Below are 15763 nucleotides of genomic sequence, written 5' to 3'. Positions count from 1 at the left end.
GAAGCAATGAAAGCAGTGGATGCGAACCCTGAAGGCAAGCAGATGCTGGATGATTTCCGTGCACGTCAGATGGATATGCAGCAAAAGATGATGACTGGTGAAATGCCAGATCAAGAAGAGATGGAAAAGATGGAGAAATTATTCCAAGTGATCAGCATGAATGCGGATATTGCGAAGCTGTTCGATGCTGAACGCCGCCTTGCCGTTGTCATTCAAGATGTAAACAAGATCGTCTCCGAGTCGCTAGGCCACCTGTATCAATAAGGACAAGAAAGAAGTCATGGGATTCATATAACCGGCATACGCTCTAGTATAGGACAAGAATAGAGATGATGCTTCAGATATCACGGCTCATCTCGAGTAAGGAGCGTAACGGGATGAAAACGGAACATCATACGGCTATTGTGAAACCACGAAATAACTGGAAGCATGTCATATCCATCATACTGGTTGTAGCGATGCTGATTTATGTATTGCCTACATTAAGCTTCAAGGATGGATGGACAGCATCTTCGACGTTCGGCGTTGTATGGATTGCGTTCGCGTTGTTGATTGTAGCTGCTCATTTGCACCGCTTGCTGCGGGTGGATGAGGAGACGGAACAGCGTCTGCAGAGGATTAAGCGTGAGAAATATAGACGCCTTGAAGAGCGTATGAAGCGACAGCCAGCCAGATTGAAGTAAGCACAATAGCTGAGGAGTAGAGTCTCTCCATTAGGGGAGGCTCTACTTTTTTTTGGTTCTGAACCGCTGATTACGGTCATAATTGTGACATTGTGGGGCGGAAGAAGTATCGCTGAAGTGTTGGAAACAGCATTACTTTTTTGAGTTGGTATTTGGAATATTTGTCAAGATGAATGGGTTTCATTGGGGAGAAATTTTAAAATTGAAATTTGAAAAAGGCTGAGATATAATACTCACATCTGTCAAATGAGAACTGTATTAACAAAATGGTCATTCGGTCATTAAGGAGGTGACAGCGTGAAGAGTATTCGTTTTTTCTGGTCGGAATTCATGGCGAATATCCGTACCAAAGATGTGCTTGTTCCCGTTTTGGGTCTGCTCATTATCCCGCTGCTGTATTGCGGCGTATATCTGGTTGCAAATTGGGATCCTTATAGCAATGCCAAGCATATGCCTGTCGCTGTCGTCAATGAGGATCGACCGGTGATGTACGAAGGGAAGGAGATTGCCATTGGCCGGGAGCTGATCGAGAAGCTTAGCGATAATGAGAAGGTTGAGTTTCATTTCGTAAGCAGGCAGGAAGCCGAACGGGGATTGAGCGAGAACAAGTTCTACTTGATGATTCGCATCCCTGAACAAATGTCGCATAATGCAACGACGATCCTTGATCAACACCCGCAGCCGATGAACCTGATATACACAGAGAACAGCAGTTATAATTTTATTTCGGGACAGATCTCAGATAAAGTGGTTCAAAATATCAAGGCAGAATTGTCGCAAAAGGTAACGGAGACGTATGTTGAGCAAATGTTCAATGCGCTTGATAAAGTAGCGGACGGATTGAAAGCTGCTAGTGAAGGTGCAAGCCAGATTGAGCGAGGCCTAGGGCAGCTTGGTGAGGGGATTGAGAAGTTCCGCGATGAACTGAATGCGGCGGTCGATTCAAAGACCTCTCAGGCTGGAACGATGGTGGAACGTGCCTTGGAGGAGAACAAAGAGAAGCTTGATCAGATGATTCATAAGGAAATCGATGAAGCGATCCGCAGCAATAAACCGAAGATGATGGATAAGATTCATCGTGAAATTGATGCGCAATCTGATAAATATTATGATATCGTGCACGATTCGCTGCATGTCAAAATTGACGAGCTTGTTCGCACCAAATCTATGCCGGCTAAGGAAAAAGTGCATGAACAAATTGATCTGCAAGCTAACAAGTATGGTGAGCAAATTCGAGAAAATATGCATAAAGAAATTGATCGTGCATATGAGGCGAACTTGAACAATGTACTGGCGAAGATCAGCAAGGAGCTTGATAATTCGATTACGAAGATGGAGCCTGCTGCTAGGGAGAAAATGCATACCATTATCGATAATGAGTACAGCAAGCTGGACAGCACGATTCGTTCTTCTATTCATCGCTATATTGATGAGAAGGTGGATGCGATCTTTGACGGCGCAATTCAGCGTGGTAAGGATGAGATGAACAAAATCAACGAGGATTTGAAAATACTTGAAGAGAAGCTTAAGCCCTTTGAAGAACAGATTCCGCCTACTATGAAACCGCAGTGGGATGAGTTGAAGGAGAAGCTGGGGGATGCTCGTGCAAAGGTCGAGGATCGCTTGAACGGCGATAATCTGTTGGCGCTCAAGAATAAGGTGAAGCAGGATCTAACCGAGCTTGCGGACAGAGAGCTGACCAAGGTGGGAAATTCACTCATGAAGAAGCTGCACGAGGCAGCAGATAAGAAGTTCGATGAAGTCTTCCCACAGATTCGCTCCATGGCGAACCGTATGGTGATCACGAAGGCGAATGAATTGGCTCCTCAGCTGCGAGACAAGGCGCATGAGCTTGCAGAAAATATGTATCAGCAGAAGTCGAAGCAGCTAGTTGATACGCTGCATACGCTTGTCGATGAGAAATGGAAGGAATACGAGCCGAAAGTCGTGAACGGCATTCATCACAAAGTAAATGATGAATTGAATCGATTGGCACCGGAGATTACGAAGAAGCTACATAAGGCAGCAGATGACAGAGTAAATGCGATGGAGCCTATGGTACGCGATATGATGCATAATTTGGCCGATATGAAGCTGAATGAAGCGGCGAGTCATGTGCAGAAGATGATGTTCCAGAAGATGAGTAATATACTGAATCAGGTAGAAAAGGCCAAGGCATCGATTAACGATGGATTTGCGATGCTCTTAGATGGTCAGAAGCGCCTGCAAGATGGGGGAGCAGAGCTGCGCGACAAGCTGAGAGAGGGTGCAGAGAAGGCGATGCAGCACCCGACCGATAAAACGTATGAGATGATCTCATCTCCGGTAGGCAGTGACAAGCTGGATAATCATGATGTCACAACGTATGGCGTTGGTATGGCCCCGTATTTCTTGTCGCTTGGATTCTTCGTGGGTGCACTTATGTTCTCCATGGTCTATCCGTTGAAAGAAACAAGCGGGAGACCTCCATCTGGTATGGCTTGGATGGTAAGTAAATTTGGCTTTATGACAGTCGAGAGCATTTTGCAAGTGATTATCTGCGGTACAGTTGTACTTACGGTCATTAACCTGCCTGTAACCAACATACCGATGTTCTTCCTTGTATGCTTGACGACGAGCTTAACCTTCTTTGCCTTGATCCAATTTTTCATTACGATGTTTGGGAATGTAGGCCGGTTTATCATTATTATTTTGCTTGTGCTGCAGTTGTCTTCCACAGCTGGCACGTTCCCAATTGAGCTGACACCGCCATTTTTCCAGATGCTTCATCCATGGCTTCCGATGACGTACACAATCCGTGCTTTCCGCGGCGTCATCTCATTAGGTGATATGGGCTATGTATGGATGAATCTCGGATTTCTGTCGGTGTACATTGGACTCGCGCTGGCAGCAAGCAGCTTGTCATTCCAGATGTTCTATCGCAAGCTAATGAAAAAGGAGAGAGCAGAATCATCCGCAGTGATTGCAGGATAAGGCTGTGTATTCCCTCGTATGCTTAGCTAACAAGCTGGTATCTGAATCGTCAGATGCCAGCTTGTTTATTTTGCAGTTACCTATAAATATATGGTAAACTAAGCACAGAATACTACAGTTCGGGATATAGGGGTGTAACAGATGGATGGCCATGATGCGACGCTAACGAAGCACGAACAATTGCTGCAGCATATTGAAAGTTTGAAGCCGGGAACGAAAATATCGGTTCGTAAGCTGGCGAAGGAAATGGGAGTTAGTGAGGGAACCGCCTATCGTGCCGTGAAGGAAGCGGAGAGCATCGGGATCGTCATCACGAAGGAACGTATTGGCACGGTTCGGGTAGAGAAGAAGCCGCGCAATATGTCCGAACAGCTGACATTCGGTGAAGTTGTCGATATTTTAGGCGGTCATGTTCTTGGCGGAAGCCGCGGTCTGATGAAGACGCTGAACAAATACGTCATCGGCGCGATGAAGCTGGATGCCATGGCTCGTTATATTGATGCAGGGAGCTTGCTCATTGTCGGGAACCGCGAGGATGCTCATCGTCTTGCGCTTCAGCATGGAGCAGGTGTGCTTATAACGGGTGGATTCGGAACAAGCCGAGAGGTGAAGCTGCTGGCCGATGCACTGGACTTACCAATTATCTCTTCGAAGTACGATACATTTACGGTCGGCTCTATGATCAACCGCGCGCTGTTCGACCGGTTAATTAAGAAGAAGATTATGATCGTTGAAGACATCGTTACAGCGAAAGACAAAATGATTGTGCTGCGTCCATCCAGCACAGTTAGCGACTTCCAACGACTGCGTGATGAGACAAGTCATACTCGCTTCCCCGTCGTAGACGAGTGGTACCGGGTTATTGGTATGATTACATACAAGGATGTGCTGGGGGCTGAACTAGACACGAGCATTGATAAGCTCTATACGCGGAGTCCGATCACAGCTACGCTGCAGACGACGCTCGCTTCGGCAGCGCATACGATGGTGTGGGAGGGCGTTGAACTGCTCCCGATCGTCGATCGCAACCGCAAGCTCATTGCTGTAGTGACCAGACGGCAGGTGCTGCAGGCGATGCGTGATGCCCGCAAAGAGCCGCATCTCGGGGAGACGTTCGATGACCTGATATGGAATGGGTTCGAGGAAGAGCGAGACGATAAGGGGCAGCTCTATTTCCGTGGTGTCATCACACCTCAGATGGTGAATGGATTCGGTTCTGTATCGGAGGGCATCTTATCCACCATTATGACGCAGGCCGCCTTGCGGGCGGTGAAGGACGTTCGCAGCTACGATCACGTTATGGAGAATATGACAACTTATTACGTCCGCCCGCTTCAAATCGAGGATATCGTGACGCTGCATCCGGAATTTATCGAGATGAGCCGCAAGTTTTGCAAGCTGGAACTGTCCATCCGCCACGGAGAGCATCTCGTCGCCAAAGCAATGATGACCGCACAGTCGATCGATCACGACTAGCGCACAGCTATGCACCGCAGTAGGGACTTAATGTTCGGAAATAGAATGTCTGTCTAGTTGTCTATTGCAAAATGTCGTACGCAAAGAGCAACTGGGACTTAGATATAGGATATGGATACTTCACGATGAGCAAATAAATGGGATTGCCTCTGCTGCTGTAACGCGGCATATGAGAGGCAATCCCATTTTGTTGATGAGGCGATTATTTTTTACCTGCGGAATAGATGGCTTGATAATGGCTGTGATTGCGCAGCCCAGCGAACAAATTGAATAATCCGATTACGAGCAGTACAGCTCCTACAATGACTCTAACTGTCGATGCTGTGAACATGAAAATTTGGATCGTTGCGATGAGCAGCAGCATAATTCCCATACACATATTCATTCTAGCCGCATATAAGCCACGAAGCGCTGTGGCCTGCTCACGTCTTGAACGAAAGCTGTAATACACAGACATTCCTGAAGTCACACAAATCAGGATAATGAGCACCCATTGGATAGTTTCCATCGATTAAGCAACTCTCCTTCTTTGACAATATGGAAACGACTACAATCTAAACTCCTTTATATTACCATATTCCAGGGAGCTGTCCTACAAGATTTAGTGGGCTGTCTAAGCGAGCGATGATTCCCTTAAGGGGATGTTGGTACATAAGTATGTACATCAATCCACACATGAAGCACTCCTTCGGTGACGAGCATTGTTCGGAGCTGAACCGTGTAGTCCTTGTCATTCACGTCGGGATATATTTTAAGGGACAATAGCCCTTCCACAAGCTTGCTGTATTCATCAATTTTGAACACGTTGCGTCCCTTCAATACGGCTAAGTCCTTGAGCAAACGCCGTCGGAGCTCCATTTCATCTGCTTGCGGGATGCTTGTGTCGTTCTGCTGTTTGTAGATGTGCAGGTCGATGCTTTTAATAATGGTTTTCCGATTTTTATAGCGGAGCAAGTCTTCCGTTTCAGCCTTGTAATGGGCAAGGCGGTCACGCAGATCAATATTGATCATCATAACCTCATTAAATTGACGCAAATAGACCGCATGGTAGATTCCCGCACCGATGACGCTGCCGACAATGATGAGTGCGAGATTGCTGAGCCATAATGGGGTTTTACGCTGGCGCATCGTGCAAGCTCCTTCCTTCTATTGACTCCATTACGCGATGTTATGCGCGATTCCGGCGTAAGAAGTGATTGATGGGAATGAGAATGAAATCGGTGGCGTATTGCGTTATACGCGATCCCGGCAAATCCAGTGAACGAGCTCTGTGCTGAGGTGAGCTCCCAAGAATGATACGAAAATGAAGATAAGCTGCTTAAATACTGGATTCAAGTTGCCCATCCAGAAGTTGCTCTCGATGACTCGGATCGGGTCGATCGTTCCACCTACGGCAGCTACGACTGCCCATATTTTAAGATGCTCCGCAATATGGCGCATCGTATCAGAAGGGGGTTGAAGAGCGATGACGGACCCTATGCCCGCCAGTATGGCACCTCCGAGCACAATGCCGAAGGCGATGAAGAAATCGAGAAGTGCTTTCGAGAGAAATGAACCCATCGTAACGCCCCTTTTCACATAGAATTACCCTTTGTACATGTATAGGACTTGCTGGCGGAATTATGATACAATAAGAGACGAAAATATGTTCGTATAACATGGCAGGTTGAAGGAGTGATGGTATGGATCAGTTCGTGCATTTGCACGTGCATAGTGAATACAGCTTGCTCGACGGAGCAGCGCGTATTGAAGCGCTTGCTGCACGAGCAGCCGCATGCGGAATGAAGGCGCTAGCCCTCACGGATCATGGGGTGATGTACGGAATCATTCCTTTCTATAAAGCATGTATGTCGCATGGCATTAAACCCATTATTGGCGTGGAAGCGTATGTAACGACAGGAGCGCTCCAGGAGAAGGTATCGCGCAAGGAACAGCCTATTTATCATTTCATATTGCTGGCGAAGAATGAGCAGGGATATCGCAATTTGATGAAGATTTGCTCTATAGGGCACTTGGAGGGATTTCATTATAAGCCTCGTGTCGATATGGATACGCTCCGCAAATACGCAGATGGGATAATCGCGCTAAGCGCCTGCCTTGGCGGCGAGGTGTCGCAGCATGTGCTTCACGGCAATGAAGAGGCAGCGCGCAGTGCGGTTGAACGATATAAGGATATTTTCCGTGATGGATTTTATATTGAGCTGCAGGATCATGGCCTTCCGGAACAGAAGAAGGTTAACATTGGCCTTATAGCTTTAAGTGAGCAGACGGGCGTTCCGCTCGTTGCAACGAATGATGTTCACTATTTGCAGCAGGAAGATGCAGCGATGCAGGATGTCCTTATTTGCATAGGTACGGGGAAGTCGGTTGAGGATGAGGGGCGGATGCGCATGCATACCGACCAGATGTACTTTAAGTCGCAGGAAGAGATGACGGCATTGTTCCGTCATGTCCCGGAAGCGGTTGCGAATACGGCTCGTATTGCGGAGCAGTGCAATGTGACGCTGGACTTCGGAGGGCATGTCCTTCCCGCCTATCATCCGCTCCCTGAAGGCATGAATGCAGGGCAGTATGTGAGACAATTGTGCGAAGAGGGACTGGCGAGCCGCTATCAAGCACTGCCGGAATGGCAGGATGAAGCCTTCCAGCGGGAGGCGAGAGAGAGACTTGTCTATGAGCTGAATACGATTGAGAATATGGGATTCTCTGATTACTTCCTCATCGTGTGGGATTTCATTCGCTTCTCCCATGAACATGGTATTATGACAGGTCCCGGACGGGGCTCGTCAGCGGGTAGTCTTGTGGCGTACTGCTTGCGGATTACGAATGTCGATCCGCTCAAGTATCATTTACTGTTCGAGCGATTTTTGAATCCGGAACGGGTGACGATGCCTGATATCGATATTGACTTCAATGATGAGCGGCGTGATGAGGTCATTGCTTATGTTGCGAATAAGTACGGCCATGACCGCGTGGCGCAGATTATTACGTTCGGTACGATGGCTGCGCGGGCAGCGGTGCGGGATGTCGGCAGGGCATTGAATGTGCCTTATAACGATACGGATCGGGTAGCGAAGCTGATTCCGAATCAACTCGGAGTCACGCTTGAGAAGGCATTGCGGGCAAGCAGCGAGCTAAGCAGTTGGAGAGAACGTGATTCGCGCATACGCGAGCTTATTGATATGGCGTCTAAGGTAGAAGGCATGCCGCGCCACGCATCAACCCATGCAGCAGGTGTTGTCATCAGTGAGGAGCCGTTAACGCATTATGTACCCCTGCAGGCAGGAACCGAGAATATTGCTCTCACCCAATACTCGATGGAAAATTTAGAATCGATCGGCTTGCTGAAGATGGATTTCCTCGGCTTGCGAACATTGTCGATTATTGAACGAACCTTAGAATGGGTCAATCTTCGCGGCGATGAACCGCTTGATCTAGGCATGATTGATGATGCGGATGAGGCGACCTATGAACTGTTGTGCCGGGGGGATACGACAGGGTTGTTCCAGCTTGAATCAGCTGGCGTACGGCGTGTTCTGCGAGAACTGAAGCCATCTGTATTTGAAGATATCGTATCCGTGCTTGCGCTGTATCGTCCGGGTCCAATGGAGTTCATCCCGAACTATATTCATAGCAAGCATGGGTTGAAAGCTGTCGAATATCCCCATCCTGATCTGAAGCCTATCCTGCAGGATACGTACGGCATTATTGTCTATCAAGAGCAGATTATGCATATCGCCTCCAGAATGGCAGGCTTCTCTCTCGGAGAAGCGGATCTGCTGCGGCGCGCCGTCTCGAAGAAGAAGCGGGAAGTGCTTGATCAAGAGCGGCGCCATTTCGTAGAAGGCAGTCTGAAGCAAGGGTATACGGAAGTGGAAGCAAATCGGGTGTACGATATGATCGTTCGCTTCGCTGATTATGGATTCCCACGGGCTCACGCAGCTGCATATGGCGTGCTTGCCTTCCAAACTGCCTATTTGAAGGCTCATTATCCGACAGAATTTATGGCGTCCATGCTGACAGCGAATATGGGAAGTCATCGGAAGATTGCAGAGTACATTGAAGATTGTCGAAGAATAGGCATAACGGTATCGCCTCCGGATGTTAATGAAAGCTATGTTCGCTTTACACCCGTTGATGGCGCGATTCGCTTCGGCCTTGGCGCCATAAAGAATGTGGGTACGCTTGCGATAGAGAGCATATTGAAACAGCGACATGAGAAGCCATTTGCAGATTTGCTCGATTTCTGTCAGCGAGTTGATCTTCGGGTGTGCAATCGCAGAGTCATTGAATCGCTTATTCAAGCGGGGGCATTCGATTCACTTCCAGGTCATCGGGCACAGCTATTGGCCATGCTGGATGAGGCCTTGGATGCGGCTGCGAAATGGCGTAAGGAAAGAGAGGATCTTCAAATTCAATTGTTCGGCTTCGTCGAAGTAAACAATTGGACGATTGATTATCCGAATATACCGCCGTTCGCTATGGCAGAGCAGCTGGAGCTGGAGCGCGATCTGCTCGGATTATACCTTTCCGGTCATCCGCTGGATGATCATGCGCAGCTGCTGGAATCCTCCGACACGGATCGGCTTGTTGATTTGCATGAGGTGCCGGACGACAGTGAGTGTACCGTCGCCGGGATGGTCGTGTCGCTTCGAACGATAATGACGAAGAAGGGCAAGCCGATGGCATTCATTGAAATTGAGGATCGAATCGAGCGGGCTGAAGTGGTGCTGTTCCCCGAAGTGTGGCGCCGAGCAGAGCCGCTGATTGGGAAGGGAGCATTGATTGCGCTGCGGGCGAAGGTACAGCGTCAGGATGAAGGCTATAAGCTGCTTGCTGACGAGGTTGTACCGCTTGAGCCCCATGCGATTGCTGCGTTGACGAAGCGTGCTGCCCATCGCAGACGCTCCTCTGAGACGCGTGGTGGGCAAGCTTCTCAGTTGCGTATAGCCAGCGAACAACCGTCTGGACGAAGCGCGAATCAACGAGAGGCGGCGGTCAACCTTCAACGTGGTGCTGAAGCAGCCGCCGACATGAACCGAGATACGGGCAGCATGTCTGCGGATAGGAGTTCATCCGCAGCTCGTCTGCGGAATACAGCACAGGGTGGTGGAACCGAAGCTCCTGCCTCCAGAACGAGTGGACGACCACCACAGCGACAGCGAGTATATATTAAGATTACAGCCGATCATGAGCGGCCAGACCTGCTGCAACAACTGAAGGAACTCTTGAAGTCGCAGCCAGGGCCGCTGCCGACTGTATTGTTCTATGAGCGCGAACAGCAACTGCGGGCGCTTAGCGAGGCATATTCGCTGAAGCCGTCACCGGATCTGTTCAAGAGGATCGAATCAATGTTCGGTGCTGGAACCGTACGCGTCAAATAACAAATGTCAGGGGTCGAATCTCCTCCCGCAAGTAGCACAATTCCTTATCATCCCGCATAGAGTGGTCATACGCCCTATTCACGGGTAGGTGAAGTTGAAGGGGCGAAGGGAGGGGACGCCATGACATTCAATATGGCGGAACAATGGCTTGTTAAGCGCGGCGTATCACTTGAATCCATCGCGGAGATTGTGCTCCATCTTCAGCAGCCATACAATGCAGCGTTGACGCTGGAGGATTGTCTGGACAGCGTACGAGCCGTAACACGCAAGCGCGAAGTTCAATACACGCTCATTACAGGCATTGCATTGGATTTGCTTGCCGAACAGAAGCTGCTGCCGGAGCCGCTTCAAGCGATTATGGAGACGGATGAATCCTTGTATGGTGTTGATGAGACACTTGCACTTGGCATTACGAGCGTATATGGAATGATCGGCCTCACCAGTTTCGGATACTTGGATAAGGCCAAGCTTGGCATCATTCATCAGCTCAATTCGGATCGTACGCGAATTCATGTTTTTTTAGATGATATTGTAGCCGGATTAGCTGCTGCTGCGTCAGCTAGAATTGCCCATCACGACAAGCGTGCTCAGCAGTATGGCGAGGGTGGAGCCTGCAAGCTTGACGATATGAATGCAAATTCTTAAAGAATGCGAATAGCCGAGATGGGATAAGGCTTGGCGCTGGTTCATCATTGCTTATTGGGCAGTGCATTGCAGCAAGTCTGTTGGAATTTGTTGCGATGAAATTGACAATTATGATATCATAATGGCATTATATGAGCCGTTTCTGGAACGTTAGGGGGGTCAATCGCGCGTGTGGACTGTTATCTACATCGCACCGACTGCCAATTTAGCAGATAAGATTCAGCGCAAGCTGACCGAGGAAGGATTCCTTATTCAGATCCGTCCAATCCATCTGTCTAAACAACAGTTTGAAATTCTAGTGCCTTCCGGAGAAGTTGAAGAGGTTCAGGAAGTGCTTAATTCGATCTTGCATGCATGATGCGGCTGATGAATGACGATGTTATCGTTCAAACAGCCGATTTTTGTTGTCTATGGTTAGGACAATCTCTAGTTTGAAGCAATAGGATGATGTCCTGTATTTCAACTGGAGAAATCACGCCTAAAGAGGTGTATCGGGTGTTTAAAGACTTATTTCAAAAGAAAAAGTACGCAACGGTGCCGTCCGGATCTGTACACGATGACCGTCCCAAACGCGAAATACCCGAAGGTTTGATGAATAAATGTCCAAAATGTGGCTCGATTCAATATCATAAAGAGCTGGAGAAAAACCTGAAGGTATGTACGCAATGCGGGCATCATATGCGCTTGAATGCAAGGGAGCGCATTGAAATGACTTTGGATGAAGGCCGATTTTTTGAATATGATGCGGATATCGTATCCGCAGATCCGCTTGTTTTTCCAGAATATAAGGACAAGCTGCAACAGCAAAGAGCGAAATCCGGCATGGATGAAGCTGTTATTACGGGCGAGGGGACAATTGGTGGATTTCCGGTTGTCGTAGCTGTGATGAGCTTCGATTTCTTCACTGGCAGCATGGGTTCGGCAACGGGAGAAAAAATTACACGAGCTATTGAAACTGCTATGCAGAAACAATATCCGTTAGTCATCTTCTCTACATCTGGCGGCGCAAGAATGCAGGAGAGCATCTTGAGTCTGATGCAGATGGCCAAGACAAGTGCAGCGCTTGGGAAATTCCATGAAGCAGGCGGATTCTATATTTCGGTATTCACGGATCCGACTATGGGTGGAGTGTCTGCAAGCTTCGCTATGCTTGGCGACATCATTATAGCTGAGCCTGGGGCAAGAGTAGGCTTTGCTGGCCGTCTCGTAATCGAGCAGACGATTCGTCAGAAGCTTCCGGAAGAATTCCAAACGGCTGAATTCAATCAGAAGCATGGACAAATCGATCTGGTCGTGCAGCGCAAGGACATGAAGTCCACGTTGGCGAAACTTATCGATCTGCATACGGTGAAAGGGGATGTAGCTCATGGCGAATGAACTTCCGTTCGAGCAACCTTTGGTGGAGTTGAAGCAGAAGATTGCTGAATTAAAACGGTTCGGCGACGAGAAGCAAATTGACTTTACTGAAGAAATCGCCCGGTTGGAGGAGCGTTACGCCAGGTTAGCGGCAGAGATCTATGCTAGCATCTCCCCATCGCAGAAAATGCACTTGGCGAGACACCAACAGCGACCAACCACACTGGATTTTGTCCAGCATATATTCACTGATTTCATTGAGCTTCATGGTGACCGACTGTTCGGCAACGATCTTGCTATTGTGGGCGGATTGGCCCGACTGAACGGGGTGCCGGTAACGGTAATCGGACATCAGCGGGGCAAGGATACTAAGGACAACATTGCAAGATTCTTCGGCAGCCCGCATCCAGAAGGCTTCCGTAAGGCGCTTAGGCTCATGCATCAAGCGGACAAGTTCGGTCGTCCGATCATTACATTCATCGATACGAAGGGTGCATACCCAGGCAATACAGCTGAGGAACGAGGACAATCAGAAGCTATTGCACGCAATTTGCGGGATATGGCCATGTTCGGCGTGCCAATTATTTGCGTCGTCATCGGTGAAGGTGGAAGCGGCGGCGCGCTCGCGCTCGGCGTAGGCAACCGAGTTCTTATGTTGGAGAATGCAATCTATTCATGCATTTCCCCGAACGGTGCTGCATCTATCCTCTGGAAGGATGCGTCCAAAGCCGACCAAGCAGCAGAAGCGATGAAGATTACAGCTTCTGACCTGAAGGAACTCAATGTGATCGAGGAGATCATTCCAGAGCCTCAAGGCGGTGCTCATAAGGATGTTGAAGCGGCCTCTGCCAACATGAAAGATGCGCTCTGGCGTCATCTGACCGAGCTGATGGGGATGTCCCCAGAGCAGCTTCGCGAAGATAGATATGACAAATTTCGCAATATTGGCGAGTTCAGCATTCTGCAGCACGGATAAGTTCAGTGGCGTCTGTGCCCTGAATCCCGCGTCCTGACAGGGATGACACGGTTTTCATAAGTCAATTGACTTAAAACATCGTTCACTGGTAAAACTTATAAATATGATTATCTTCATATACAAATTTTATTGAGTATAGTAAATTAGATAGTTGAGAGCCTTGTTTTTAGCAATACAATATAGAGATACAGAGAGACACACATAATTGGAGGAAGCCCATATGCGTAAAACAAAAATCGTCTGTACTATCGGTCCTTCCAGCGAATCTTTAGAGAACACTAAAAAATTGATCATGGCTGGCATGAACGTTGCTCGTCTCAATTTTTCACATGGTGATTTTGAAGAGCATGGCAACCGAATCAAAAACATTCGTCAAGCATCCCAAGAGTTGAACAAAACGGTTGCAATTCTCCTTGATACGAAAGGCCCTGAAATTCGTACAGGTAAGCTTGCTGTTGACTCCGTTGACCTCGTTGAAGACGAGTTCATCACATTGACAACAGAAGAAATCCTTGGCGATAAAGACCGCATCTCCGTAACTTACGAGAACTTGCCTCGTGACGTTGAAGCTGGTTCCACTATCTTGATCGATGACGGCCTCGTTGGTTTGACGGTTGTTGAGATTCAAGGTACAGAAATCAAATGTAAAATCGTTAACGGCGGCACAATCAAGAGCAAAAAAGGCGTTAACGTTCCTGGTGTGAAAATTTCCTTGCCAGGTATTACAGAAAAAGACGCGAACGACATCCGCTTCGGTATCGAGCAAGGCGTTGATTTCATCGCTGCTTCGTTCGTTCGTAAAGAGCAAGACGTTTTGGAAATTCGTGAATTGCTTGAGAAGCACAATGCAACTCATATCCAAATCATTTCCAAAATCGAAAACCAAGAAGGCGTAGACAACCTGGATGCAATCCTGGAAGCGTCTGACGGCTTGATGGTTGCTCGTGGTGACCTTGGCGTTGAAATTCCAGCTGAAGAAGTTCCACTCGTTCAGAAGCGTATGATCGAGAAGTGCAACTTGGCTGGCAAGCCAGTTATCACAGCTACACAAATGCTTGATTCCATGCAACGCAACCCACGTCCTACACGTGCGGAAGCAAGTGACGTAGCAAACGCAATCTTCGATGGTACGGATGCAATCATGTTGTCCGGTGAAACAGCTGCTGGTAAATACCCAGTTGAATCCGTATTGACAATGTCCCGTATCGCTGAAAAAGCTGAATCTGCGCTTGAATACCGTGAAATCTTGGTAAAACAAAGCTCGAGACAGCAAGCTACAGTTACTGATGCAATCAGCCAAGCAGTTGCTAACACAGCTCTTGATCTGGATGCAAAAGCAATCATCAGCTCTACACAAACAGGCTACACAGCGCGTATGGTATCCAAATACCGTCCGAAGGCTCCAATCATCGCTGTGACTCCTTCTGAGCAAGTGATGCGTGGCTTGTCCTTGACTTGGGGTGTTACTCCAGTTAAAGTCGATCAAGCTACTTCTACAGACGAAATGTTTGACGTTGCTGTTGCAGGCGGCGTGAAGACAGGCATCGTTGCAGAAGGCGACTTGGTTGTAATCACAGCTGGTGTTCCTACAAGCTGTGCAGGTTCTACAAACCTTGTTAAAGTAAGCCAAATCGGACAAGGCCGTTGCTAGTAAGAATAGGCCAATCCAATTGAATATAGAAGCAATTCCAGACAAGAGCAATGGTTGAACCATTGCTCTTGCTGTATTTGTGAACGTACCCTCGAATGCGCTACAATGGAGGAGGAAAGAAGATGTATCATGACGTTAGGGAAGAAGATCAATCGGTATGGTTTGGTTATCCGCTGCGTGTTCGCTATCAAGAGACAGATCGAATGAATGTCGTATTCCATGGCAACTATGTGACGTGGTTCGAAGTCGGAAGAACGGAATGGATTCGAGCGCTCGGTATGAACTATCGGGATCTTGAAGCAAGAGGGCTGTTGCTCCCTGTGGTCGATTTGCAGGTGAAGTTCAAGCGTCCCGCATACTATGATGATCGAGTGATGGTATATACTCGCTTGATGCAGCTGTCGCCTCTCCGGTTGACATTTGAGTCACAAGTATGCAGGATAGAGGGCGATACAGAAACAGGCCTGCCTGAAGCAGGCTGGGTCTCTAAGCCATCCGGCAAGCTGCTCGTGGAAGGAACAACTACTCTTGCTTGGCTAAATGCGGATTGGCGTCCTATTCGTGTTGAGCGGGAAGCGGAGGATGTATGGTCATTGCTGGAGCGAATGCGCCCGACCTC

The 15763-nt window shown here is 48.3% G+C and carries 14 protein-coding genes; 11 read left to right on the top strand and 3 right to left on the bottom strand.

Annotated elements, in window-relative coordinates:
* From AZ66_RS18915 to AZ66_RS18900, 4 genes are all read left to right on the top strand, one after another.
* On the top strand, positions 1 to 264 hold a 264-nt coding region (locus tag AZ66_RS18915), incomplete at its 5' end, for a YlbF family regulator (protein WP_044356252.1).
* A gap of 113 nt (positions 265 to 377) precedes the next feature.
* A complete protein-coding gene (locus AZ66_RS18910; RefSeq protein ID WP_021259011.1) occupies positions 378 to 683 on the top strand; it encodes a hypothetical protein in 306 nt (101 codons plus the stop codon).
* A 297-nt stretch (positions 684 to 980) separates the two neighbouring features.
* Positions 981 to 3656 (top strand): YhgE/Pip domain-containing protein, encoded by a 2676-nt coding sequence (locus AZ66_RS18905; RefSeq protein WP_044356250.1) that lies wholly within the window; start codon positions 981 to 983, stop codon positions 3654 to 3656.
* 141 nt (positions 3657 to 3797) lie between these two features.
* Complete coding sequence (locus tag AZ66_RS18900; protein ID WP_044356249.1) at positions 3798 to 5132, top strand: DRTGG domain-containing protein; 1335 nt, start codon at positions 3798 to 3800, stop codon at positions 5130 to 5132.
* Positions 5133 to 5334: 202 nt separating this feature from the next.
* Here the strand turns inward: AZ66_RS18900 and AZ66_RS18895 are convergent, their stop codons facing one another.
* The 3 genes from AZ66_RS18895 to AZ66_RS18885 all read right to left on the bottom strand — a co-directional run bounded on the left by AZ66_RS18895 (position 5335) and on the right by AZ66_RS18885 (position 6692).
* Complete coding sequence (locus AZ66_RS18895) at positions 5335 to 5640, bottom strand: YtpI family protein (protein ID WP_021252171.1); 306 nt, start codon at positions 5638 to 5640, stop codon at positions 5335 to 5337.
* Positions 5641 to 5765: 125 nt separating this feature from the next.
* Positions 5766 to 6260 carry a hypothetical protein gene (locus tag AZ66_RS18890; protein ID WP_044356248.1) on the bottom strand — a complete coding sequence of 165 codons (495 nt, stop codon included), beginning with the start codon at positions 6258 to 6260 and terminating at the stop codon, positions 5766 to 5768.
* Positions 6261 to 6365: 105 nt separating this feature from the next.
* Positions 6366 to 6692: a YtrH family sporulation protein gene (locus tag AZ66_RS18885; RefSeq protein ID WP_021259006.1), complete on the bottom strand. Its 327-nt coding sequence runs from the start codon at positions 6690 to 6692 to the stop codon at positions 6366 to 6368.
* A 122-nt stretch (positions 6693 to 6814) separates the two neighbouring features.
* On the opposite strand from AZ66_RS18885, the gene AZ66_RS18880 reads away from it, so the two are divergent.
* The 7 genes from AZ66_RS18880 to AZ66_RS18850 all read left to right on the top strand — a co-directional run.
* A complete protein-coding gene (locus tag AZ66_RS18880) occupies positions 6815 to 10516 on the top strand; it encodes a DNA polymerase III subunit alpha (protein WP_044356247.1) in 3702 nt (1233 codons plus the stop codon).
* A gap of 120 nt (positions 10517 to 10636) precedes the next feature.
* Positions 10637 to 11161, top strand: a complete 525-nt coding sequence (locus tag AZ66_RS18875) for a phosphatidylglycerophosphatase A family protein (protein ID WP_044356245.1) — start codon at positions 10637 to 10639, stop codon at positions 11159 to 11161.
* Between the two features lie 169 nt (positions 11162 to 11330).
* Positions 11331 to 11519, top strand: coding sequence for a hypothetical protein (locus AZ66_RS18870; RefSeq protein WP_021252166.1), 189 nt, complete (start codon positions 11331 to 11333; stop codon positions 11517 to 11519).
* A gap of 137 nt (positions 11520 to 11656) precedes the next feature.
* A complete protein-coding gene (gene accD / locus AZ66_RS18865; protein ID WP_044356243.1) occupies positions 11657 to 12538 on the top strand; it encodes an acetyl-CoA carboxylase, carboxyltransferase subunit beta in 882 nt (293 codons plus the stop codon).
* Positions 12528 to 13493: an acetyl-CoA carboxylase carboxyltransferase subunit alpha gene (locus AZ66_RS18860; RefSeq protein WP_044356242.1), complete on the top strand. Its 966-nt coding sequence runs from the start codon at positions 12528 to 12530 to the stop codon at positions 13491 to 13493. Before accD ends, AZ66_RS18860 begins: the two co-directional genes overlap by 11 nt.
* A gap of 220 nt (positions 13494 to 13713) precedes the next feature.
* Positions 13714 to 15144: a pyruvate kinase gene (gene pyk / locus AZ66_RS18855; protein ID WP_044356240.1), complete on the top strand. Its 1431-nt coding sequence runs from the start codon at positions 13714 to 13716 to the stop codon at positions 15142 to 15144.
* Positions 15145 to 15266: 122 nt separating this feature from the next.
* A partial coding sequence (locus tag AZ66_RS18850) for an acyl-CoA thioesterase (RefSeq protein WP_044356251.1) occupies positions 15267 to 15763 on the top strand: 497 nt, incomplete at its 3' end.

The organism is Paenibacillus sp. E194 (assembly GCF_000935845.1).
Taxonomy (GTDB): Bacteria; Bacillota; Bacilli; order Paenibacillales; family Paenibacillaceae; genus Paenibacillus_B; species Paenibacillus_B alvei_B.
Note: the sequence above shows the minus strand (reverse complement) of the source record. Positions and strands in the feature narration are given on the sequence as shown.

Coding starts and splice junctions, on each gene's coding strand:
- AZ66_RS18910 (WP_021259011.1), top strand. CDS start 378: ATGAAAACGGAACATCATACGGCTATTGTGAAACCACGAAATAACTGG.
- AZ66_RS18900 (WP_044356249.1), top strand. CDS start 3,798: ATGGATGGCCATGATGCGACGCTAACGAAGCACGAACAATTGCTGCAG.
- AZ66_RS18895 (WP_021252171.1), bottom strand. CDS start 5,640: ATGGAAACTATCCAATGGGTGCTCATTATCCTGATTTGTGTGACTTCA.
- AZ66_RS18890 (WP_044356248.1), bottom strand. CDS start 6,260: ATGCGCCAGCGTAAAACCCCATTATGGCTCAGCAATCTCGCACTCATC.
- AZ66_RS18885 (WP_021259006.1), bottom strand. CDS start 6,692: ATGGGTTCATTTCTCTCGAAAGCACTTCTCGATTTCTTCATCGCCTTC.
- AZ66_RS18880 (WP_044356247.1), top strand. CDS start 6,815: ATGGATCAGTTCGTGCATTTGCACGTGCATAGTGAATACAGCTTGCTC.
- AZ66_RS18875 (WP_044356245.1), top strand. CDS start 10,637: ATGACATTCAATATGGCGGAACAATGGCTTGTTAAGCGCGGCGTATCA.
- AZ66_RS18860 (WP_044356242.1), top strand. CDS start 12,528: ATGGCGAATGAACTTCCGTTCGAGCAACCTTTGGTGGAGTTGAAGCAG.
- pyk (WP_044356240.1), top strand. CDS start 13,714: ATGCGTAAAACAAAAATCGTCTGTACTATCGGTCCTTCCAGCGAATCT.